The sequence below is a fragment of the Nodosilinea sp. P-1105 genome, from assembly GCF_012911975.1.
In the GTDB taxonomy this organism is placed as follows: Bacteria; Cyanobacteriota; Cyanobacteriia; order Phormidesmidales; family Phormidesmidaceae; genus Nodosilinea.
In genome coordinates this window covers 36402-58381 of sequence record NZ_SMDQ01000007.1, presented here as the reverse complement: position 1 = coordinate 58381, position 21980 = coordinate 36402, and the positions used below count along the sequence as shown (strand labels likewise).

Here is a 21980-nt window from a genome sequence, read left to right as displayed (position 1 = left end):
AAGCCGAGGTGGCTTCTGGCAACGATCGTCAGGTAAACGTTTTCCCATTGGTGGGCAATGCCCACCCTACGATCGCTGACTGGCAACGATCGTCAGGCAAAACCCCACTGTCTGCTACGCACGAGCAAGGCTCTACTGCCTGCTACGCACGGGCTGCGCCCTACTGCCTTCCTCGACTAGTCGTCTTCGATAGCCATATCGTTGTCTTCCTCCTCCTCAAAATTGTCATCATTCCCCATCAAATCGGAGATTTCTTCGTTTTCAGCTTCGTCAAACAGACTTTCTTGGGGTTCGCGGCTGCGGAGGCGGCCAATATCCTCAAGCCAGGCCAAAATCGACGACTCCCCAGAGGAAGGTAGAATAGGAGCCTTAGCGCTGCGGGGCACCTGGCGCAGGGAAGGATTGTAAGGTTCTGAGGCCATAACGACTAATATACCGCTGTAAACAAGACATTCTATTGTAGCGGAGAGCTAGGGTGTTGCGAGATAGGACAAGATCATGGTGGGCAAAACTGAACTGATGGATGCCATTGCTCCAGTCAACCGGGGCCTCAGCGCCAGGGCTGATGATCAGCTGGCCATTCAAGCTGCGGCCGCCCGCTTAGAAGAGTACAACCCTACCCCAAACCCTCTACAGGCCCAAGCCCTCCTCGACGGTGACTGGCGTTTGCTGTATACCACTAGCCAGGAGCTGCTAAATATCGATCGCTTTCCCCTGGCGAGTTTAGGGTCAATTTATCAATGTATTCGGTTGGCCGAAAACCGCATTTATAACATTGCTGAAATTCAGGGTCCACCGCTGTTGTCGGGTCTGGTGACGGTGGCGGCCCGGTTGGAGCCAGTGTCGACTCGACGGGTGAATGTGCGGTTTGACCGGGGGGTGATCGGGCTACAGAAACCTTTGGGGTACGAAACACCAGCTCAGTTTATCCAAAAGCTGCAAGTGACCCCCAAACTGTCTTGGCTGCAAGGGATTGATTTCAAGGTGAATAGCGATCGCCAGTCAGGTTGGCTAGAAGTCACCTACCTGGACAATGATCTGCGCATTGGTCGGGGGAATCAAGGTAACTTGTTTGTTCTACAAAAAATGCCCTAGGCCAGTAGCCTAGGGCTGGGAATCAGGAGCTAAACCACAGATCTAAGCCCAGCTACCCTCTATACCTCGATCACCCACTGGTCTCGGGTATCGGCACTGACAAAGGGGGCCGCCACCACAGGGATATCAATCCCCAAGGACACAAAGGCCGCCCGAATGGTGGTAGCGTGAGCCGCTTCAGCGGAGGCAATGGTAGCCCCAGCCGTGACCAATTCCGGAGTTTTGAACTTGGCAATTTCGCTGGCATAGCCAATGGCTGCATCGGTTTCCAGGGCCAGGGCTAGTTTGGCAATGTTCACATCAGAATCCAGGCCGCCGTCGCCCCGCTCCAGGTAGCTGGAGAGGTCATAGCTGGACTCTGCCATCACCGGGCGACCCCCCAGGTCACGAATGATCTCCGTCAAGGTGTCGCGGTGAACCATGTGATCGGCCTGGTTAGCCAGGGCAATGGCTAGTACCGCCTTACCCACATCACTGTCGCTGAGTTCCCCGGCAGCGGTCTCATAGGCCCAGATGGCCTGGTTTTCGTAGTACAGGGCCCCATTCAAAACCTCAATATCGTTGGCGGCGGCACTGCCATCCATGTAGGCCTGGGCTGATCCTTTGGTCAGGGCGGAAAAGCCAACGGTGCCAGCCAGTCCGGCGATCGCTCCGCTTACCATAATCCGCCGCCGAGATAGCTTGGCCTTAGGGGTCAGGATTACATCATGATTCATAGTTACATCCTTGCAGGGCTAACGTTATTCACAGGCTCTAGGTGTTGCTTCAGAACCTATGACTAATACGACTAGCTTTTAGGGATGGATGTTGAACTTGAGAATTTAGCCCTAGAAGACACCTCAGGGGCTTGCGTAAACTAATCTGGTCAATGGTACAGGTATTTTTTATCATTTGAGATTATTCGAGCCTCTCTAATGGCAGGGGACATCGCTCATCCAGGGCTAGGGATGGGTTAAGTTCTTTAGGGGCCTTGTCTTTGAGATCATCCAGATCAAGGCTTGAGTCGTATTTCTGACAGGTCCTTCATGGCTCCATTCTCAACCCCAGATTCGATGCCGGAGTCTAAAATCAGCGATCGCGACCTAATCAACCGCCTATGGGCTGGGCACACTGAGGCCCTGGCTATTTTGTATGACCGCTATGCGTCTCTGGTCTACACCCTAGCTTTGAGAATGCTGTCTAACCCTGCTGAAGCCGAGGACTTAACCCAAGAAGTATTCGTTAACTTTTGGCAGCGACGACAGTACGACCCAGACCGAGGCAGTGTGGGCAGTTACCTAACCACCTATACCCGCTCTCGGGCTTTGGATCGACTGCGGGTCAGCAGTGGGCGAGCCAATATTTTGCAGCGGTTTCAGCGCATCACCGCAGCCTCCTCCCGTTCTGCCACTCCCTTTGATCATGCGTCTCAGCAGGAGGATCAGCAGCAGCTTAGGGCCGCCTTAGCCCAAATTCCAGACACCGAGCGACAGGTGTTGGAAATTGCCTACTTCCAGGGACTAAGTCAGTCGCAAATTTCCGAAAAACTAGGCATTCCCCTGGGAACCGTCAAATCTCGCTCGCGCCAAGGGCTACTGCGCCTGCGAGACTTACTCAGGCGTCATCAAGCGTAGGGCGCCACCCAGTTTAGACCATTGTCATTACACCTCATTCCCCATCCTGTAACCGTCTTGCTATGACCTCACCTTCCCTCCCCGAAAACTGGCGCACACTGCTGGCTGGGTATGTGCTCAACGATCTGGACGCCGAAGAGGTGGCCCTAGTGGATCAGTGGCTGAGCCAATATCCCGAGGTCACGGCCGAACTGGATGCCTTGCAAGCTACCTGGAACCGGATCCCCGAAAGCTTGCCGATTGAACCGCCACCACCGCTAGTGCGCGATCGCATTTTAGCAGCGGTTACCCCTGCTGCCCCAGCGGCAACAACCCCGGCGCGCCGCTGGTCTTGGGGGTTGGTAGGGTTTGGCCTAGGTTGGGCCGCCACCGCCCTAGCCCTAATTGTCGTATGGCAAGAAAACCAACGGTTGCGATTAGCCCTGCGCCAAACCGAAGCGGTCGTGGCCAGCTTTAGCCAACCTGCTAGTCGCCTGTATACCCTCACAGGCACTGATGTGGAACCGCAGGCCAGTGGCCGTCTGGTGATTGATCCCAATGATCGAACCGCACTGGTGACTACGACTGACCTGCCTACCCTATCTAGCCGCGAAGTCTATCGTCTATGGGCGATCGCAGACGGCGACCCGATCTACTGCGGGGAGTTTAATCCTCAACAGCCCCAAGATTTCAACCAGTGGGCGTTGCCTGATTTAGCCTGTGGTGATGTCGATGTGCAGATGTTAATTACCGCTGAAAGGAGCACCGATCCGCCGGTTCCGGCTGGCGACTTAGTGATGGAGGGGCAATCTTAATAGAGCGGACTTTTTGCCCGTATAGGGAAAATATCTGTCCTACAGGTTTGCACAAGTCCCGCAGACATGCCCTAGCACGATTAGCTTCTGGCTATCCGGAGGTTGTCTTTAAAATTAGGGTGAAGGGCACCAGCATCATCCAGGGCTGCCGATGAACTTGGGTTAAAGAAGATCCCTAGACCAGCAGTCCTCCACCAGATTCATGGGCATGCTAGAAGCCATGCTGAGTAAAAAGCGCACCCTGCTTATCGCTTGGTTTTGTAGAACGCAGTATTTGGCAGCACTATGAGAAAGCTTGAGCGAGGCAGAGGCCAGGCGTCGGCGACCCAGGTTCATCACTATAATCTGGCCAAAAATATGGAGGAGCTCGAGAGTCGCCGTAAGCAAGTTGATGACTTGTGGAATCGACTGGAAGCCGCTGACCAAGAATTAGCGCAGCAGCAGCAAGATGCTGAAAAAGCCAGTGCCATAGCTCGCAAGCGCAAAAGGGAAAACGAAAACCTCTTGCAGCGCCTGATGAACGCCATCAAGTCCCGTAACTCCATGCGAGGGCGGCTAGGTAATATGACCATGCAGCGTAATCGGGCCATTCGTCAGGTTGAAGCGCTAACAGTCCAAAATCGCCAGGTCATGGGGGAACTCAAAGTGACCACCGATAAACTCGGAGAGGCCTACCAGCAGATTAACGCTGTACAGCAAGAGTACGACCAGGATATGACGGAACTCGCTCAGGCTTATCAGCAAGTTGACTTTGAGCTACGGTCTCGCTTACCCGAGTCACTGAAAGTACTGTTAGACCAGCTTGAGCAAGATTACACAGGAGAGCAGGGGTATGAGACGACGTTCTGAACGTCAAAAAGACTTTGAGTCGATTCAAAGGAATCTCTATGACGCTGGCGTGTCTACAGTAAAAGCAGCCAAGGCCCATGAGGAAATGTTTACCACGACCCTGGAAGCGCTTGCAGAGGCTTACGAAGTGACAGCGATCAATCAGCTGTCTCCTAGCGAAACTGACCATGAGACTGCGACTGCGGCTGCGACGGATTTAACGCCGATCATCAACCGCCTGCTTGCCGCTCGACAATCAGCCCTAGAGCAGCAAGATTACACTGCCTATGTGGACACTGAAGCCAAATTACAACACCTGGATGAGTTGGCGGTGACCCGACTCGAACGACAAGTTCGGCTTTTCAGTGCCCAGCAGCAGCTGGCGGAATTGTCTCAACCAAAATCCCCTGAACGGTGGACTGAGTCAGCTCTGAAAGCCAAATATGGCACATTTAAAGCGGTTAAAGCAGCTTTTGACATTAAATCCCGCAGCTGGAGTGAGGCGGTTGAGACTATCAATCGTCAAAGTGCTTTTTAGGGATTGTTCTAGAGTATAGGACGGGCGGGCATAGTTCAGCGTTTATCAGGCTAAGGCTAGCAGCGATCGCCTATCTGCAACCGTTACAGCGAACTGTTCTGACTGGGCAGACATTTCGGAGCGGCGATCGCGGAGTTTGTCTGACACAATACTAAAAAGCGCCTGTTTACCGTTATCTAACCCCAAGCATGGATCTTACTGCTGCCCTGCCCACCTTTTTGATTACCCTACGCGAAGGGGTAGAAGCCGCCCTGGTGGTGGGCATTGTGCTCGCCTGCCTGACCAAGGCCAATCGCCAGTCCCTAAATTCCTGGGTGTACTTGGGGGTGGCCGCTGGCCTTGTGGGCAGCGTTATGATTGGGGTTGTGCTTGGGTCTGGGTTGCAGCAGCTGCAACTGGTGCTACCGACTGTGCAGACGGTGGTGAAGCCATTGCTCAATAGTCTATTTGGCGCGATCGCCATTATCATGTTGAGCTGGATGCTGCTATGGATGACCCGCCAGGCCCGCAGCCTCAAGGGAAATATCGAAGGCACCGTACAGTCGGCCCTCCAAGACGACCAAACCGCTGGCTGGAGCATCTTCAGCTTGATCTGTATTGCGGTTTTGCGAGAAGGGTTTGAAACCGTACTGTTCATTTTTACCAATGTGGATGCTAGTGTGGCCGCGATCGCTGGAGCCCTAGCTGGTCTGGTCGGGGCCGCCCTGATTGGGCTGGCCCTGTTCCGCTGGGGAGTGCGCATTAACCTGAAACGGTTCTTTCAGGTGATGGGGGTGCTATTGCTGCTGATTGTCGGAGGGCTGGTGATTTCGGTCTTTAAGAACCTAGATGCTGCCCTAGCCGCCATTAGCCAGATCGATCCCCGCAATGCCGACCTCTGCTTTTCTCAAACATCCTGTGTTCTGGGGCCACTGGTGTGGGATGGCAGTCGCCTATTGCCCGACAAACAATTCCCCGGTATCGCCCTCAAGGCTCTACTGGGCTACCGCGACCACCTGTATTTGGTACAAATTTTGGCCTACTTGGGCTTTCTGGCGATCGTCGGCAGTCGCTATTTTCGTAGCCTCAATCCACTCCCGGCCAGTCAGCCCCAGACTGAACCCAACCAGACGGTATGACCCTGGCTCTAGGTCCAGCGAGATTCGCTAGGTCCAAAGGGATCTCAGCGAGTGAGTTGGTCGAGGTTTGTATAGAGGTCTGCGATCGCCCCAGTAAACCCAATACTCTCCAGCTCCACCGCATCCCCGGATTGATAGATAGTGGGCACCCACAGATTTTCTGACCACCGCTAGAACCGCTCCACCAACACCTGCTTTTGGTGAATTAGCACGCACTCTTCCAACTCAGCAATGGTCTGGTAGTCGGCAAACTTATCGCCTCGATCAAATGCTTCCGTAGAGTCAGAGAGCACCTCTACAATCAGCTTTGGGTGCAAGATAAAATCCTCATTAGAGTTTCTATCTCGCTCGTCGCAGGTCACCGCCAGGTCGGCATAGTAGAACAGGTTCAATGCTGGCAGCCGCACTTTCATATCAGTGGCATAGGCCAGATAGTCCGTTCCCCGCAGGTGATTCACCAATAGAGCTGAGAGGTTGCCCACAATGATTACATGAGCCTTGCTAGCCCCCGCCATGGCCACCAGTTGCCCCTGCCAATACTCGTGTTTGATGGGGCTGATGCGCTCGATTTCCAGATAGTCTTCTGGGCTGAAATAGGCGTGACGTTGATCAAGAACCATGATGTTACTTCAAACTTAGGCTGAGTCAGCGACAGGACAGTTGAGACTGTGACATCCTGTGCCTATGAGCCGACCGAATTCTCAGGGCCGTGAACTTTCGACGTTTCAGCAAAACGTCATCACCCTCTTCGGTGATGACCGTCTCCATTCTCTCTGGAATGCCGTGCATCGTAATTCATATTTCCCTCATTGAAGCGAATATCAGAACAGCTGGCATTCTATTTAACAGAGCCTTTTGAATTTGCTCTCTGGAAAGCTGCGGCTATTAAACGCCTTGAAGTCAGAAACCGTCTACATACCAGGGCATTTTGGCGAAAAAGTCCTTCAGTGCTGCCAGTTGAGCCAGTAACTTCTCTATACGAGCCCTGAAGGCTTCATCATCCTGACAGAGTTGAGGCATAGTACAGCATCAGTCAGTGAAGTGCGATTTTCGATTCAAGCAAGTTAGCCTTAACCGAGAAAGAACTTAACCATGGTTACCTTCGCACTACTAGCCGCAATCTGCTTTGGCACCTCTGATTTTTTGGGCGGTTTAGCGTCGCGAAAAAGCTCTTCTCTATTAGTCGTGCTCTGTTTTCAGCTGGTCGGCATCCTTCTTTTTGGGGGTGCCCTGCTCTTGGTTTTAGAACCCCTAGACGGCCATGCCCTCCTGTGGGGGATTGCCGCTGGAATTGCCTATGGGCTGGGTTTTGCCTGCTACTACCGGGGGTTTGTCGTCAGTTCTATGGGCATCGTCGCCATTTTTACTGCGGTTTGGGCGGCGGTTGTTCCTGTCGCTTTTGGTCTGCTGCTAGGCGATCGCCCATCGCCCACCGCAATTTTAGGTGTGGTGATCGCCTTAGTTGCCATCGGCTTGACGGCCAATGGCCACAACAGTAGCCAGCCTCAACCCAAACCGCAGGAACTATTCAAGACCCCAGGATTCCTAGAAGGAACCTTGGCCGGGCTTTGTTTCGGTATTTTCTTCATTTGCTTAAGTTTCCCCGGGGCCAGCAGCACCCTGTGGCCATTATTGAGCTCCACCTTCGCTGCCCTGATCACCACTCTATTAATTGTGATGCTGTCTGAGGGGAATACCTTCAAATTAGCGACTCTCGCGCAAACCAACTGGTTGATGGTTATGTTGGCTGGTTTATTGCAATCAGGCGGCACGCTAGCATTTCTCTTCGCCCTGCGTTCTGGGCTGCTCTCGCTCTCGGCAGTTTTAGTGGGTCTTTCACCTGTGCCCACGGTCTTGTTGGCACGCTGGTTATTGCTTGAGAAGATGCATCGCCTGCAATGGTTAGGCATTGGCCTAGGGTTACTGGGGATTATTTTGATCTCGGCTGAGTCGTAGCCGACGCTGAGGGTTTGCCCTAACTTTCCAGGTCGTGGGAGGGTTTTGTCCTTAGACCTGCTGTATGAGCATCGGTACAGAATGGCAAGATCCCAGGGTTCTTGGGCTTATTAGCCAGGAATTTTGGGGTATCCCAGGGTAGACCCTGGGATCGGTACCGGCGTTCTAGCTTGGCCAATACCAGACATCGAAAATAGTCTTTATGCACTACGCGATCGATCAAGGTCTCTTGCTCTTCCCTGGTCATGGCGTCCCAATTAAAACCCCGTTCCTGGGCAACCAGCCTGACTTTGTCAGCTCCATAACCCGCGATCGCGTCTCACTCGCCCCATTGCTAAAGCAATAGGAATTTAAAGACCTCCGCTTGCTGTGCCACAGGCCAAGCTTGGTCAATGGAAGATCCACCTAGGGATAAGCTGAATGCCATCCTGAGGACGTGCCTCAACGCCAGGAGATGGGAGCCCTAACGCTTATGACAGCTTGGGTCCATGGCCCATCGGCTATCCTTAAAGAGACCGTCCACCAACGGGTAACCCCATGACTCAATCCTTACGAGCGATCTACCGTAACGGCGCCTTCATCCCCCAAACGGCTTTCGAGCTGCCCGAAGGCACAGAAGTTGAGCTGTTGGTGCAATCTTCCCAGGGCACTACACCTGCTCCCCTCCCTGACAATGCTCTGGCAGATGAGGTTCAGCACAAAGAACATAAGCCTGCGCTAAATACGGAGAACTTGCTTAACACCAAGCAGCGATCTCAACCTCAGAACGGTGAAGGTCAATCGCATGCTTCTTCAAATTCCTTCACCTTCGATGCCAATGCCACTCCCATTTGGGAGCTTGCAGCCCAATTCTCTGCCCAAGTCCCTGAGGAAAAATGGGAGAAACTTCCCACGGATCTATCCAAAAGATTTGACTACTACCAGCAACAGCGACAGCAAGGGTAAACCTAAGAACGCCCCGATAAAGAATGGAGTCAGACGGATTGTGTGTCTTTCCTTCCTGGGGTGTCCCCTGCCGCTGTTACCCTGCTGTTCGGGTTGTTACCGGTGAAGTCTTGTGATCAAGGCGGAGCCTCGAGGAATGCGCCTAGGCAGAGCCTGGGTGCCAGAATTTGATAAATAAACCGTGAAGGTCCATGGCCAGTGTCAGGAATGCGGCTTAATCTGGAGGGGATACTAGCTCAAACTAAAAATCTGTGCCGACTGCAGAAGTTAGGACACAGAAGCCAGGCTGTCGTTTCTGCTTTCCCCTGACTCTTGCCCCCTGAGAGCGCAGGTTCTACTAACTCACGCTGATTCCGCATGACACCTGACTTTAGCTGCAACCATGCTGAACCCGTTCAAGCGCTGGAGAAAACCCCAGCCGCCGCCTACTGAATCACTAAGCCAGGCAGAGTATGAGAGCCTGGTGAAGGATTTGGCGACCCAGGCTAGCCAGGGGGCCAGTTGGCCAAAGCTTTTAGCCACCCTGCAAAACCAGGGGCTGACTCCAGAACAAGTGGCCCAGTGGATGACGCAGTACGGAGGCCAATGGGTACAGCAGCCCGAGACCGAGTTTGGCCAGGGGTTGCTGCGGTTGAGTGAGGTGGCCGAGGGTAGCCTGGCAGAGATTGCAAAGACTCTGGGGCAAGCTATCATCCAAGGCCCAGAGCCACCACCAGCGGTGGAGTTTTCAGCAACGTCAGAGTCTGCTGAGAATGCAGCTAACTTGCAAAACCCCAAACAAGCCTCTGTGCTGGAGCCTGACCTGACAGTTGACCAATCAGAAAGCGTTGACTTATCGCTAACGCCTCAACCGAAATCTCTGATAGCGAGTGACTGGTTAGATCAAGGCGACAAACTCTTTAATTTGGGGCGTTATGAAGAGGCTCTGGCCAGCTATGACCAGGTTATCTCTCTCCAACCCGACATTGCTACATGTTGGAGTATCCGGGGTCTCACCTTATATAGACTGGGACGTTACGAAAAAGCTCTGGCCAGCTGTAACCAGGCCATTTCCCTTCAGCCAGACCTTGCTATGGCGTGGGGCAATCGAGGCCTCACCCTAAAATATCTAGGGCGTTATGAGGAGGCCCTGGCCAGCATTGACCAGGTCATCTCCCTTCAACCAGATGAGGCTCAGGCTTGGAACATCCGAGGCGACACCTTATATAATCTGGAGCGTTATGAGGAGGCACTGGCCAGCTTTGACCAAGTCATTGTCTTACGACCGGATGATGCTATGGCTTGGTACAATCGAGGCGTCGTTTTGTCACATAATCCGGGGCGTTATGAGGAGGCCCTGGCCAGCTTTGAGGAGGCCATCTCTCTTCAGCCAGACCTTGCTATGGCGTGGGGTAATCGAGGCATCATTTTGTCACATAACCTGGGGCGTTATGAGAAGGCCCTGGCCAGTTTTGAGCAGGCCATCTCCCTGCAACCAGAAAATTTTACGGCCTGGGGCAACCGAGGCCTCACCTTGGATAACCTAGAGCGTTACGAAGAGGCTCTTGCTAGCTTTGAGCAGGCCATCTCCCTGCAACCAGAAAATTTTACGGCCTGGGGCATGCGAGGCAGCACCTTAAAGAACTTGGAACGTTACGAGGAGGCTCTGGCCAGCTATGAGCAGGCTATCTCTCTGCAACCAAACGATGTTGCGAGTTGGGGTAACCGAGGCATCACCTTAAAGGATCTGGGGCGTTATGAGGCAGCCCTGGCCAGTTTTGACAAAGTCATCTCCCTTCAACCGGACGATGTTAAGGCTTGGGGCAACCGAGGCAGCACCTTAGATGACCTGGGACGTTATGAGGAAGCCCTGGCCAGCTATGACCAAGCCGTCTCCCTTCAACCGGACTATGTTGCAGCTTGGGTCAACCGAGGCATCACCTTGGATAAGCTTGGGCGTCACGAGGCAGCCTTAGTCAGCTATGACCAAGTCATCCCCCTACAACCGGACGATGCTATAGGTTGGTTCAATCGAGGCAATACCTTAGCTGACCTGGGGCGTTACGAGGAGGCTCTGGCCAGCTATGACCAGGCCATCTCCTTACAGCCAGACCTCATTAGAGTTTGGGTCAACCGAGGCAATACCTTAAAGAACCTGGGGCGTTACGAGGAGGCTCTGGCCAGCTATGACCAGGCCATCTCCTTACAGCCAGACCTTGTTGAAGTTTGGGTCAACCGAGGCGTTACTGTGGCCTGGCTGGCTGGCTATCGCCCTGACAATGAGTCACTCTTTAGACTAAAAATTCAACAAGAACTGGATAGCCGCTCCCGCCTCACTCTAATTAGCTTTTTCAACCGTGATGTTGATGCCATCCGAGCACATGTCTTGAAGTCTCTGGAACAATCCAAAACTCAATTATCCCAAACCTTTGTCGATGCTGACAACCCTCAGCTCTTAGCCCTGATTCAGCAGCCTCCCTCGCCAGAACTGGAGGTCATCATTGCTGCGCCTACTTCGGCGGAATTGCAGTTTCTGGTTAATCAACCTGTTTTACCTGATGTGCTGCAAAAAATTACGGATGATGCCGCCCGGCACCCCAGTCGATCCCGGCCCGAGTTACGAGTTGGCGGCTATCAGGGACAACTCAACAGCTATCAAGCCGAACTGGGGGAAAACTCCCAAGACGAACCAAAGAAAGCTATATGCAAAGACACTCACCCCGAAGGCTGGGGAACATTGCATCGCGCCATTGGTCGAGCCCATTATTTTGAAGGACGGAAGCAAGTCAGCCCTCGGCCCTACTGGCGCAAAGCCGCTAATAGCTTTAGGCGGGCTTTAGAGACATTACAACCACCCCAGTTTGAAACACTGTATTTTGAAACCCTGCAAGACCTGATCCGAGCTTTACTGGGCATCGGGGAAACCCAGGAAGCTGAGACCCTGCAACAAGAGGCGACGGCCTACATTCAGCGAGTATTGGCGGAGGCTGGCCATAACCATGAACGTCAGCACCAGTTGGGCCTCTGGCTCGCAAAGTTCGAGCAACTGACCGTGGATGCGGCCATCCAGGCAGGAGATTTTCGCAAGGCCCTGAGCACCGCCGAGACGGCTAAAAATGTTTGCCTGCGCTGGCTGCTGGACCTGGATGAGGTGCCCGATATTACCTGCGAGCAGATGCAGGCGCTGGTGGATGAGCACACGGCGATGGTTTACTGGCACCTGAGCCCGGCGGCCCTGACCACCTTTTTGCTGCTGCCGGGGGCCACAGAGCCGGTGGTGATTCCGCCGCCAGACCTCGCTGTTGATCCTACCCAAGTCCTAGCCAACGACGAACGCCCCCCGGGGCTGAAGCAACTCCTCGGTTGGGAGGACTGGCTGAGCCAGTGGAACCAGGATTATGACAACTACAGTTCGGCCCAAAATAAAACCGATAAGCAGCCCGCTGGCTTCGACTTCGCTCAGCCAGCGGGTGCCCTGAGCGAAGTCGAAGGGCACAACTTGGGAGAGGCCAATTATTTTGAGCAACCTCCTAAAACCGTAGACCTTACAGCCTGGCGGAGGGGACATCCCTGGCGCACCCAGATGGACAGCCGGTTAGAATTCCTGGGCCAATTGCTCAATGTTGAGGCGATCCACGCTGCCTTGCAAGACTATCCCATCCAGCGGCTGCGGCTGATTCCCCATCGGGATTTGCATCGGTTTCCCCTGCACATCTTTTTTGACCGGTACGACTGCACCTACCTGCCGAGTGCCAAAGTTGGCCTAGACCGTCTATCCCAAACTGAGCCTCCTGTCTATAAAAACCTGCTAATCGCAGAAAATCCCAAGAGCACTGCCACGGTCAAAACCCTGACCCAGAAGCTGGATGAACTGCCCTTTGCTGAGGTGGAAGCCGAACTGATTCGTCAACAATTCCGAGAGTCCGGGGGTGACCAGCCAGGGCGAATCACCACGCTGGAAAATCAGCAGGTGCCCTACGATCGCCTCTTAGGTGCGCTGGGGCAGACCCATGATGTGTTTCACTTTACTGGTCATGGGCTCTACAACAGTCGTAATCCAGCCCAGTCTTGTCTGTTTTTGACCGGGGGCGATCGCCTTACCCTGGCCGATATTGTCCACCCTGCCCCCGACCTGGGCTACCACGACCTGAGTCCCTACCAACTGGTATTCCTGGCCGCCTGTGAAACTGGGGTGGCGGGCAACCAAACCATTACCGATGACTATGTGGGCCTGGTCAGCGCCTTCCTCAAAGCTAATGCGGGCTGTGTGGTCAGTACCCTATGGCGCATCGAGTCTGGCTCTAGTCTGATCTTTGTCAGCCAGTTTTACCAGGCGTTGCTGACCGGAGATCCCCCGGCCCAGGCATTACGAGCTGCCCAGGCCTTTCTCAAAACCGCCACCTATGATCAAATTGCAACGACTCTCCAGGGCTACATTGAGCTAATCGATCGCAGTGGCCTCGATAAAGGCTCCTTACGGCTCACCCTGCAGGATGAACTCAGGCGCATCGGTTCAAACTCCCAATCCGCTTCTACAATAGAGTCGCATCGGTCGCCGGACCGTCCCTATCGCCATCCCTATTACTGGGCCGCCTATACGATCTCTGGGCTATGAAAGATACCGATAAACGAACTTTGCGATCGGTCTTGCTGACCCTGGGTTTGCAGGAAAACGACGCTGTATTACCTGATGACCTGATCAACGCCTGTCGAGCCTTTGCCACAAACCCTAATGCCTCAGTAATGGAATTGCATCAGGCGATGGTTGCAACTTCTCTAGCCGAAACCTACCAGAGCATTCGTACCTGGTTGAGTGGCCTGGCCGCCGAACAGGGTCTAAGTGGGGAGATTTACCCGAATGATAAGTACAACAAAATACCACCAGAACTGGAAAATATGGTCCGCGATACTGGGGTGGCTAATCGTCAACTTCAAGCATTGCTGGCAGCGATCGACGCCAATCTAGACAAGACTAATCAAATCCTGTCCGCAGATAACCTGCCTCAGACTATTCGCCAACTCAATGAGGCTAGCGAATCTTGATGATCGACCACGAACCATTGACCGACTTGACCCTGCACTATCCGGCCCTCGACTTATTTCTCTACGATCTGCTGGACGGGTTAGGTGAGAGTGCGGCGACGGTTGATCAAAGGCGGCAACAGATCTGGCAGAGCATTTTGAATGGCCAGCTCACCGAAACTGCTCTGGAAGCTACCCTGACAGAGATTAAAGAGCGAGAAAAAAAAATATCGAGATACATCGAGCTGCTACCCGAAAAACGGTTGCGCTTTACGTCCCCCTACGATGGCTACTATTATCCGGTGAAGCTAGACGACACCTTGTCTGTCATGGTCCACTGTTCTGGCAAACCACAGGATGACACTTTGCCGGCCTTATCTTTTGCTGAGCAGCTTCAGCAGATGAAAGCTGGGGTGCTAGACCATGCACGCTCCATTCCGAGGCAGATAGGTCAGAGTTGGTTGATTTGGGGACAGTTGCCTAATAGCAGCCAGTCTACGGAAGCTACGGCCCACTTTCTTTACGACAATTTGGCTTTGTTTTCCTCCCCTAACTGGGATCAAGACTTTCGTGGGCAAGGGCACTACCAGGAAGCAACCCTATTTGAATTCCAACGACCTGACTCAACCCCGGACAATCAAAATCAGCATCACTATGCCTTAATTTGCCTGTTTCCGGCCTGCCTTTCCAAAGGCGACTTACAGGATATCATGAGTCAGTTTTACTGCGAGCTGATGCGCTTGTTTCACTATCGCAACAAAGTCCTATGGGTTTACAAGCAAAGTATCCAGCTAAAAACTACCCTCAAAGCTGCAACCAGCACTATGCAGCGACTCACGGATGCACTGCCAATGGTGATTACTCAGCCCAAGGTAGATCTGGATCAGCTTCAGCGTAATTTAGCAATAGCCCTGCAGCTCTCGCAAGCCTATGAAACGAATTTGGGCTATTTCAGAGAGCAGGAATCAACCATTGAGGTCAATATCCAAAACTATGGCCGTCGGTTACAGGTGATAGAAAAGCAGGATTCAGACTGTGACCTAGCTTTTCTATGGCAGTTTGAAGAATTGGCTAAAGAAAAATACCTGGCCCAACTGCAAACCGATGAAAAGATTTTAACGGCTGGGTTTAAGCCTCTGGAAAATTACACCAAAACGGTAGCGGGTATCATTGACATTGAACACAGCAAAAATGAGCGAAAACTGAACCTGACGATCGCCTCAGCCAGCGCTGGCTTGGGGGCCGCTTCGTTGATGGCTGCCACCTTCAATGACCAGGCCAAACAACTGGTAGCCGTGTGGATGCCACCGCCCCAAGGGCAAACCCAGCCCCCGGTAGCCAGCTATTTAGCCAGTACCGTCCTCGCCTTTGGGGTCAGCGCTAGCATGGGCGTACTGTTCGCCTGGCTCACCTACCGTCTACTCCGGCGACGAGGTTAGCCATCCCAAACATCACCTGTCAAGCTCCTGTCACGGTCAACAGATGGACCTGACAAAATAGTAAGTCCAAGGACTCTGGGATTTTTGCCAGCTCAGGTAAGGTGATTTCTAGGAAGCTTTCTCCCGAGTGGTGGGCATTGCCCACCCTACGAAAGCTACGATCGCTGACCAAAAGCGAGATTTTCTTTCTCGGAAGTCTCCTAAATAGCCTCCAACCAGGCGATCGCCCATGCTGGCCTTTAGGTAGAACCAACCCCCTGACAACGGGGGCGACGAAATGTTAGCCTGGCGGTGCCTTACTGAGGTAGAACGTGTATCAAACCATGTGGCTTCCACGGGAATCTACAGGGATGTTCCCTGAGATGGTTCCAAGTTAAGGCCGCTTTCGGGGAACCGGCCATAAGACTTGGGTGACATTTATAACAGGGCTGGTTCTAACCGTGCTTGCTTTGAATCAGGGTGTTAAAGGGGCAGGCCTACATTACGCGCTGAGTCGCCTGGTCAGGGCTGCCTGCTGGGGCAAGGTAGCGGCGGCACTGGGGAGCCAATGCCGCCAGCTGGGATAGAAAGACGAGGATTAGCATCATGACTGCAAAGCTTTATTTAGGGGAAGCGATGGGGCTGCTGCTCAAAACGCTGCCCTTTATTTGGATTCGCCTAGGCACCTATGCCCTCCTTGGCATAGGCTTAGGGCTTTATTTGGCTGTGGCAGCGGGGGTAGCTTGGCTGCTAGGGCAGATTTTGGGCTTTTTGGGAGTTCTAGTCTTTTTTGTGGCCATCGGTGGTGCCTGGGCCTTAGTGCAATGGGCCAAGCGCTATTTCTTTTACCTATTGCAGGCGGCCCACATTGCCGTCATGACGGAATATATCGTCTATGGCCGTGGCCCCGAGAGGGGACAGGTGCAATACGGTAAACAGCAGGTGATGAGCCGCTTTAAGGACACCAGCATCTTGTTTGCGGTGGATCGGCTCTTATACGGGGTAGTGACACGGATCAACCGCAGCTTTGCCCGCTTGACTCGTATACTTCCCATTCCCGGCATGAAAAATTTGAATAAAATTGTGGAGCAGGTGTCCAAATTTTCGATTACTTACATTGATGCTGCTATCCTCAGTCGCGCCTACCAAAAGCGAGAACAAAATGTTTGGGCGGTTGCAGAGGATGGGGTGATTCTCTACGCCCAGTCCTGGAAGCCGGTGCTGACCAATGCCGTGGCACTGACAATTATCAGCTATTTAGAGATGGTGGTGGTCCTGGTGGTGCTAGGCCTACCGGCGATCGCCCTGGGGGCGGTCATTCCAGTCCCTGCCGTGCGTACGTTTCTGGGGATTCTAGTGTTGGTTGGGGTGTGGATGTTTAAGCTAGCGGTGTCCGATGCTTACGCCATGGCCGCTACCCTATTGGCCTACCACCGAGCCACCGATGGCGTAGCCCCCAACCCAGAATGGAAAGCCCGCCTATCTGAGGCTAGCGAGCAGTTTCGCACCCTCAGTCAACGGGCCGCTAGTGCCGTCAGTGATGCCACGTCTTTCCCGGGGGATCAGCCTGAGGTCGCTCCTGAATAACCTGAATAAAGGGATTAGCAGGGAATGAGACTTACGAGATTAATCAGGCGTACCAGGTATACTAGTCCATCCATGGGCCGCTCAGGGACAACTAAGTTTGCACTTTAGGATGGCTTGTTATTATCCTGAGTAAGTGGGTAATTGTGAAATATAGAGGATTGTAATGCTGGAGGGGTCAATTCTAAAGCAGTTGGTTGATGGCCGCACTGAGCCGGACACGACCCCCCTCAATTACGGCGTTTATTATAAGAATACTCTGGTCGCCCTCTGCCACGCTCTGGAAGATTACATTTTAACCTCAGGTTCCGCCCCCCTCGTCGTTACTGCGTTTCAGCGAGGGAAGTGGTACCTGCAAGAAGCGGATCGCTACGGCGCGATCGCCGATAAAGCCCAAAAGATTGTAATTATGGCCTCCCCTGAGGCTGGCTTTCATGACCACCCCACTAGCCAGCGCTCCAATGTCACCCTGGTGGATTTGGCCGATAACGACCCAGTAGCCCAGGAATGGCACCTGATGATCTTGTCCCCAGACTACACGGCCATGGTGCTGTGCCAAGAGCTATCAGAGGCTGACTACGGCAAAGCCGGGGTGCCCGACAATGACCTGGAGCGGAAGTTCTACGGCTTTTGGACCTTTGAACCGGACCTGGTGCGGGAAACCGTGGAACTGGCGATCGCCCATGTGGACCCATACAACCCGACCCTAGCAGCGGAGTTGACGGAGGCCCTGGCTCGCCTGCGCCAGCAAAACCCAGCCATGGATAACCCTGAAGCGGCAGACGTGGGCTATGCCGTCACCCAGGTGGTGCAGTACCTGCAAAACCGGCGGCAGGATCTCCAGGGCGATCGCACCTTTCAGCTGCTAGAAGACTTAGATCAAAATCTGATCTCTAACGAACTGCAAGCCTTTTTGCGGATGGCCCAACTGGTGGATCTGTGCGACCCGGTCAACCCCTTTGCCTCCAGCGAAGTCGTCGCCCTATTGGAAATGATGGGGCAATTGCTGGAGTTACCCGCCTGGCAACTCCAGCGACTGCGGTTGGCTGGCATGCTGCATCGCATTACCCCCATGGCCGACGCCTCCCCCCTAGAGACAGAGGCCCCCAGTTGTCCCCTCGTCGCTGAAGTGCAGGCTTTGCGACTGATGCCCCGCCTGCGTGCCATCGCTGCCATTATTACCCATCAAAGCGAACGCTGGGATGGCAAGGGGCACCCGGCAGGGTTAGCGGGTGATGCGGTTCCGTTAGAATCCAGAATGTTGGGGGTAGTGGCAGAATTTCAGCGGCGTTTTGCCCAAGCCCGTCAACAGGCGACCGAGCCCACGCCAGAAGCTCCGTTATTGACCCAGGTCTTGGCTAGCTGTCAGGCCGAGGCCGGAGAACGATGGGATCCAAAGCTAGTAGAAATCTTAGGTTTAATGGTGATGGGATTACAGCAGGGCATGAGTTTACCGATGATTCCCACTAGAATTACCCTGGGATCAGGGTTGTTAAACCCTGATCTTGACGATCAAGCTCCGCTATTTCAGTCCTCCTCAGAATTATTGTCTCGCCAATGATGCCCGTGCCTACAGACGCCCTTGATATGACCGCGATTCGGGCTGGAAAACTGCGCCATCTGCCCGGTGCTGATCTGGAAGATGAAGATCTGTCCAGCTGTGATTTAGGGGACATTCACCTGCCCGGTGCCAATCTGGTAGGCGCGAACCTCAACCGCTCATCTCTCTACAAGGCTCATCTAGAAGGGGCCAACCTCATGGGGGCTAGTTTAGTGAGCGCCGACCTGCGAGCCAACCTCTGGGGAGCCAACTTGATGCAGTGCGACCTCAGCGGCGCCGACCTGCGGGGGGCCAATCTGCGGGGCGCTAACTTGATGGGGGCCCGCCTGGGAGGAGCCAGCTTGGGGGGAGCTTTTTTAAGTGGTGCTACTTTGATGGGCATCAATTTGCAAGGAGTTGACCTGCGGGGAGCCGATTTACGTGGCGCAAACCTTAGCGATACCAACCTCAAGGGGGCCAATCTAGCCCAAGCTGACTTGACCGGGGCAAGACTCGATAACGCCAACCTGGAAGAGGCCGACCTGCGCGCGGCTAACCTGGCCGGGGCCTCTTTAAGCGGGGCTAATTTGCTCTGTGCCGAACTGAGCAGTGCTCAGCTTGACGGTGTTAGCCTGACTGGGGCCTGCTTGATTGGCACTATCCTAGATCGATAGCTCTAGAGCATCATTGTTTAGCCCCAGCGGACAATGGCGGCACCCCAGGTTAACCCAGCCCCAAAGCCAGCCGTAGCAATCACATCTCCAGGCTGGACCTGCCCCGATCGCACCGCTTCATCCAGGGCTAAAGGGATGGAAGCCGCCGACGTGTTGCCATGGTGGATCATATTGCTGAGGACGCGATCGCGGGGAATTTTCAAGCGATCAGCCACCGCGTCGAGAATGCGCTGGTTGGCCTGGTGCAGCAATAGCCAGTCCACATCAGCGGTGGTTAAATTGGCCCGAAATAGGGCTTTTTCAATCACTTCAGGCACCCGACTCACGGCAAACTTGTAGACCTCTCGACCATTCATGGTGATCGGCACAAATTGCCCCTGTTGAACCGTGAGATCGCCAACCAGGGGTTTTGACGCCACCTGATAGCTTAAATTCAGGCAGTTGTTGAGCGTGCCATCGCTACACAATTCAAACCCCAACAGGCCATTGCCAGGCTCCTCAGTCCCCTGGGAATCATCCTGTCGCTGCATGACCACCGCCCCGGCCCCGTCCCCAAAGAGAACACAGGTACGGCGATCGTCCCAGTCAGTCCAGCGGGAGAGCACGTCGGCGCCAATCACCAACACATTTTGAAACACTCCAGTGTAGATGTACTGGGCAGCCGTCACCAGGGCAAAGACAAAACCCGAACAGGCCGCTGTTAAATCAAACGCCACCGCTCGGCTGGCCCCCAGCAACGTCTGCACCTGACAAGCACTGCCAAATAAATCATCGGGGGTAGAGGTGGCCAGCACAATCAGCTGTACCTCCTCGGGGGCGAGTCCTGCCATGGCCAGGGCGTTTTTCCCTGCTGCGGCTGCCAAGGACGCCAACGAATCATCGGCCCCGGCCAAATGACGCTGACGAATGCCAGTGCGACTGGCAATCCAGTCATCAGAGGTATCCACCAGTTGACTTAAATCATCGTTGGTTAAGGTGGCAGGCAGGTCAGCCGACCCACTGCCCACTAACGCCACACCGGGCATATACTGTTCCACAAGCTATTCTCCGTCTGCTGCGGGCATGGCCACCCGCTGGTACTGGGCCTGGATGCGATCGAGCACACGGTTATCGACCGCCTCTTTGGCCAGGCGAATGGCATTAAACACTGACGGGGCCTGAGAACTACCGTGACTAATAACAGTCACCCCAGCGACCCCGAGCAGCAGTCCGCCACCATGTTCGGCATGGTCAACCCGCTGCTTAATGCGGCGTAGGTTGGGTTTCAAAATCGCAGTACCGACTTTACCGCGAATTCCTTGGGGAAGTTCTTCCCGCAAAATTTGTAGGACAGACTCACCGACGGCTTCGGCAAACTTCAGCAGCACGTTGCCCACGAAACCATCACAGACCACCACATCAAATTGCCCCGACAAAATATCCCGCCCCTCAGCATTGCCAGCAAAGGGAATATTAGGATTTTCTTCTAGCAGTTGATGGGCCTTGAGGGCTGCCTCATTGCCCTTACTGGGCTCCTCGCCAATGTTAATCAACCCCACCCGAGGGCTATCTACCCCCAGCACATAGCGGGAATAGATGGCACCCATCATGGCAAACTGCTCTAGATACTTAGGGCGACAGTCAACATTGGCACCCACATCCAGAATCAACACTGATTTGTCGGCAATCACTGTGGGGAACACGGCCCCAATGGCGGGTCGATCAATTCCCTTCAGTCGACCTAGCCGCAAAAGAGCAGCAGCCATGGCCGCCCCGGAATGCCCTGCCGATACAACCGCATCAGCCTGATTACGTTTAACCAGGTCCATGGCCACATTAATCGAGGCCTGGGGCTTTTTACGGAGGGCGCTGAGGGGTTCTTCATGCATTTCTATACTGCCTTCAGCCGCCACCAGGTCAATGCCCTTCAGCTGATCGATGCTGGCCGTTGATGCTTTGATTTTGTCGATATCTCCCACCAGCGCCACATCCACATCGAGTTCGGCCCTAGCGCGAATAGCCCCAGCAACAATTTCAGCGGGCGCATAGTCGCCCCCCATGGCATCAATGGCAATGCGTGCCTGGTTAAAACCCATCTGCTAAATCTGTAAAAACCTTAGGAAATTCTAGCAGACTACCCAGCCGACTACTCTTCACCGGGCTCTACGATTCGCTGAAACAGGTAACCGGTACCGCGGGCGGTGAGAATCAGTTCGGGGTTGCTGGGGTCTTCTTCTAGCTTGGCTCGCAGGCGAGAAATATGCACATCGACCACGCGGGTATCCACGTGGCGCTCGGGGGTATAACCCCACACCTCTTGCAGGATCTCAGAGCGGGAAAAGGGCTCTCCAGAGCGGCTGACCAGCAGCTCTAGCAGGCTAAATTCCATGCCGGTGAGGCGGATGCGCTCGTCTCCTTTGTAGACCTGACGCTTATTGGTATCGATGCGGATGGTGTTGACGGAAATCACCCCAGAGCTGGGGATGCCGGTCATACCGGTCTTATCCACCCGACGCAGGACGGAGCGAATCCGAGCCTCTAGTTCTTTGGGCGAGAAGGGCTTGACCACATAGTCGTCAGCGCCCAGCTCCAAGCCGGTAATCCGGTCAGCCACATCCCCCAGGGCCGTGAGCATGATAATGGGAATGTCGGACTCTTTGCGCAGCTCCTGACAGACGCCGTAGCCATCCAGCTTTGGCATCATCACATCCAGCACCACCAGGTCGGGGTCGGTATTGCGAAAGGTCTCCAGGGCTTCTTCGCCATCGGCGGCCGTGACCACGTCATAGCCAATCATCGATAGGCGGGTTTCGAGGATGCGCCGAATGCTGGCTTCATCGTCAACGACTAAGATTTTTTCTTTATGATTTTCCAAGGTTCTCAAGGCTCCCTACATA

At 54.1% G+C, this 21980-nt stretch carries 18 protein-coding genes and 2 pseudogenes; 14 read left to right on the top strand and 6 right to left on the bottom strand.

What is annotated here, in order from left to right:
* Positions 1-176: 176 nt before the first annotated feature.
* Complete coding sequence (locus E1H13_RS04955; protein ID WP_169612299.1) at positions 177-422, bottom strand: DUF3134 family protein; 246 nt, start codon at positions 420-422, stop codon at positions 177-179.
* A gap of 76 nt (positions 423-498) precedes the next feature.
* Between E1H13_RS04955 and E1H13_RS04950 the strand changes: the two genes are divergently transcribed.
* Positions 499-1095, top strand: coding sequence for a PAP/fibrillin family protein (locus E1H13_RS04950; RefSeq protein WP_169612298.1), 597 nt, complete (start codon positions 499-501; stop codon positions 1093-1095).
* A gap of 59 nt (positions 1096-1154) precedes the next feature.
* On the opposite strand, the gene E1H13_RS04945 is transcribed toward E1H13_RS04950, so the two are convergent.
* On the bottom strand, positions 1155-1811 hold the full coding sequence (locus E1H13_RS04945; protein WP_169612297.1) for a DUF4439 domain-containing protein: 657 nt from the start codon (positions 1809-1811) through the stop codon (positions 1155-1157).
* A gap of 336 nt (positions 1812-2147) precedes the next feature.
* Here E1H13_RS04945 and E1H13_RS04940 point away from each other — a divergent pair, with 336 nt between their 5' ends.
* The 5 genes from E1H13_RS04940 to E1H13_RS04920 all read left to right on the top strand — a co-directional run bounded on the left by E1H13_RS04940 (position 2148) and on the right by E1H13_RS04920 (position 5986).
* On the top strand, positions 2148-2708 hold the full coding sequence (locus tag E1H13_RS04940) for a sigma-70 family RNA polymerase sigma factor (protein ID WP_240966455.1): 561 nt from the start codon (positions 2148-2150) through the stop codon (positions 2706-2708).
* Positions 2709-2770: 62 nt separating this feature from the next.
* Positions 2771-3502, top strand: a complete 732-nt coding sequence (locus tag E1H13_RS04935) for an anti-sigma factor (RefSeq protein WP_169612295.1) — start codon at positions 2771-2773, stop codon at positions 3500-3502.
* A 285-nt stretch (positions 3503-3787) separates the two neighbouring features.
* A complete protein-coding gene (locus E1H13_RS04930; protein ID WP_169612294.1) occupies positions 3788-4351 on the top strand; it encodes a hypothetical protein in 564 nt (187 codons plus the stop codon).
* The gene (locus E1H13_RS04925) at positions 4335-4868 is read left to right on the top strand and encodes a hypothetical protein (protein WP_169612293.1); all 534 of its coding nucleotides are present in this window, start codon (positions 4335-4337) and stop codon (positions 4866-4868) included. The genes E1H13_RS04930 and E1H13_RS04925 overlap by 17 nt, the downstream gene beginning before the upstream one ends.
* Positions 4869-5056: 188 nt before the next feature.
* Positions 5057-5986, top strand: coding sequence for an FTR1 family protein (locus E1H13_RS04920; RefSeq protein WP_169612292.1), 930 nt, complete (start codon positions 5057-5059; stop codon positions 5984-5986).
* Between the two features lie 44 nt (positions 5987-6030).
* On the opposite strand, the pseudogene E1H13_RS04915 reads toward E1H13_RS04920, so the two are convergent.
* Positions 6031-6606, bottom strand: a pseudogene (locus tag E1H13_RS04915) (Uma2 family endonuclease).
* 472 nt (positions 6607-7078) lie between these two features.
* Between E1H13_RS04915 and E1H13_RS04910 the strand changes: the two are divergent.
* The 8 genes and pseudogenes from E1H13_RS04910 to E1H13_RS04875 all read left to right on the top strand — a co-directional run bounded on the left by E1H13_RS04910 (position 7079) and on the right by E1H13_RS04875 (position 19104).
* Positions 7079-7942 carry a DMT family transporter gene (locus E1H13_RS04910; protein ID WP_347404121.1) on the top strand — a complete coding sequence of 288 codons (864 nt, stop codon included), beginning with the start codon at positions 7079-7081 and terminating at the stop codon, positions 7940-7942.
* Between the two features lie 537 nt (positions 7943-8479).
* Positions 8480-8587: pseudogene (locus tag E1H13_RS27895) on the top strand (antitoxin family protein); the annotation flags it as partial.
* A 682-nt stretch (positions 8588-9269) separates the two neighbouring features.
* Positions 9270-13481, top strand: coding sequence for a CHAT domain-containing protein (locus tag E1H13_RS04900; RefSeq protein ID WP_169612290.1), 4212 nt, complete (start codon positions 9270-9272; stop codon positions 13479-13481).
* Positions 13478-13909, top strand: coding sequence for a hypothetical protein (locus E1H13_RS04895; protein WP_169612289.1), 432 nt, complete (start codon positions 13478-13480; stop codon positions 13907-13909). The genes E1H13_RS04900 and E1H13_RS04895 overlap by 4 nt, the downstream gene beginning before the upstream one ends.
* Positions 13909-15327, top strand: a complete 1419-nt coding sequence (locus E1H13_RS04890) for a hypothetical protein (protein ID WP_169612288.1) — start codon at positions 13909-13911, stop codon at positions 15325-15327. The genes E1H13_RS04895 and E1H13_RS04890 overlap by 1 nt, the downstream gene beginning before the upstream one ends.
* A gap of 585 nt (positions 15328-15912) precedes the next feature.
* A complete protein-coding gene (locus E1H13_RS04885; RefSeq protein ID WP_169612287.1) occupies positions 15913-16893 on the top strand; it encodes a hypothetical protein in 981 nt (326 codons plus the stop codon).
* Between the two features lie 163 nt (positions 16894-17056).
* Positions 17057-18451 (top strand): DICT sensory domain-containing protein, encoded by a 1395-nt coding sequence (locus E1H13_RS04880; RefSeq protein WP_169612286.1) that lies wholly within the window; start codon positions 17057-17059, stop codon positions 18449-18451.
* Positions 18448-19104 carry a pentapeptide repeat-containing protein gene (locus E1H13_RS04875; protein WP_169612285.1) on the top strand — a complete coding sequence of 219 codons (657 nt, stop codon included), beginning with the start codon at positions 18448-18450 and terminating at the stop codon, positions 19102-19104. Before E1H13_RS04880 ends, E1H13_RS04875 begins: the two co-directional genes overlap by 4 nt.
* A 17-nt stretch (positions 19105-19121) precedes the next feature.
* Here the strand turns inward: E1H13_RS04875 and E1H13_RS04870 are convergent, their stop codons facing one another.
* From E1H13_RS04870 to rpaB, 3 genes are read right to left on the bottom strand one after another with little or no spacing between them, the layout of a single operon-like run.
* The gene (locus E1H13_RS04870) at positions 19122-20129 is read right to left on the bottom strand and encodes a beta-ketoacyl-ACP synthase III (RefSeq protein ID WP_169612364.1); all 1008 of its coding nucleotides are present in this window, start codon (positions 20127-20129) and stop codon (positions 19122-19124) included.
* A 15-nt stretch (positions 20130-20144) separates the two neighbouring features.
* Positions 20145-21179: a phosphate acyltransferase PlsX gene (plsX, locus tag E1H13_RS04865; protein WP_169612284.1), complete on the bottom strand. Its 1035-nt coding sequence runs from the start codon at positions 21177-21179 to the stop codon at positions 20145-20147.
* A gap of 50 nt (positions 21180-21229) precedes the next feature.
* Complete coding sequence (gene rpaB / locus E1H13_RS04860) at positions 21230-21958, bottom strand: response regulator transcription factor RpaB (protein ID WP_169612283.1); 729 nt, start codon at positions 21956-21958, stop codon at positions 21230-21232.
* Between the last annotated feature and the right edge of the window lie 22 nt (positions 21959-21980).

Excerpts from the sequence above, each read along its gene's own strand:
- E1H13_RS04955 (WP_169612299.1), bottom strand. The coding sequence starts at position 422 with ATGGCCTCAGAACCTTACAATCCTTCCCTGCGCCAGGTGCCCCGCAGC.
- E1H13_RS04950 (WP_169612298.1), top strand. The coding sequence starts at position 499 with ATGGTGGGCAAAACTGAACTGATGGATGCCATTGCTCCAGTCAACCGG.
- E1H13_RS04945 (WP_169612297.1), bottom strand. The coding sequence starts at position 1,811 with ATGAATCATGATGTAATCCTGACCCCTAAGGCCAAGCTATCTCGGCGG.
- E1H13_RS04940 (WP_240966455.1), top strand. The coding sequence starts at position 2,148 with ATGCCGGAGTCTAAAATCAGCGATCGCGACCTAATCAACCGCCTATGG.
- E1H13_RS04935 (WP_169612295.1), top strand. The coding sequence starts at position 2,771 with ATGACCTCACCTTCCCTCCCCGAAAACTGGCGCACACTGCTGGCTGGG.
- E1H13_RS04930 (WP_169612294.1), top strand. The coding sequence starts at position 3,788 with ATGAGAAAGCTTGAGCGAGGCAGAGGCCAGGCGTCGGCGACCCAGGTT.
- E1H13_RS04925 (WP_169612293.1), top strand. The coding sequence starts at position 4,335 with ATGAGACGACGTTCTGAACGTCAAAAAGACTTTGAGTCGATTCAAAGG.
- E1H13_RS04920 (WP_169612292.1), top strand. The coding sequence starts at position 5,057 with ATGGATCTTACTGCTGCCCTGCCCACCTTTTTGATTACCCTACGCGAA.
- E1H13_RS04910 (WP_347404121.1), top strand. The coding sequence starts at position 7,079 with ATGGTTACCTTCGCACTACTAGCCGCAATCTGCTTTGGCACCTCTGAT.
- E1H13_RS04900 (WP_169612290.1), top strand. The coding sequence starts at position 9,270 with ATGCTGAACCCGTTCAAGCGCTGGAGAAAACCCCAGCCGCCGCCTACT.
- E1H13_RS04895 (WP_169612289.1), top strand. The coding sequence starts at position 13,478 with ATGAAAGATACCGATAAACGAACTTTGCGATCGGTCTTGCTGACCCTG.
- E1H13_RS04890 (WP_169612288.1), top strand. The coding sequence starts at position 13,909 with ATGATCGACCACGAACCATTGACCGACTTGACCCTGCACTATCCGGCC.
- E1H13_RS04885 (WP_169612287.1), top strand. The coding sequence starts at position 15,913 with ATGACTGCAAAGCTTTATTTAGGGGAAGCGATGGGGCTGCTGCTCAAA.
- E1H13_RS04880 (WP_169612286.1), top strand. The coding sequence starts at position 17,057 with ATGCTGGAGGGGTCAATTCTAAAGCAGTTGGTTGATGGCCGCACTGAG.
- E1H13_RS04875 (WP_169612285.1), top strand. The coding sequence starts at position 18,448 with ATGATGCCCGTGCCTACAGACGCCCTTGATATGACCGCGATTCGGGCT.
- E1H13_RS04870 (WP_169612364.1), bottom strand. The coding sequence starts at position 20,129 with ATGCCCGGTGTGGCGTTAGTGGGCAGTGGGTCGGCTGACCTGCCTGCC.
- plsX (WP_169612284.1), bottom strand. The coding sequence starts at position 21,179 with ATGGGTTTTAACCAGGCACGCATTGCCATTGATGCCATGGGGGGCGAC.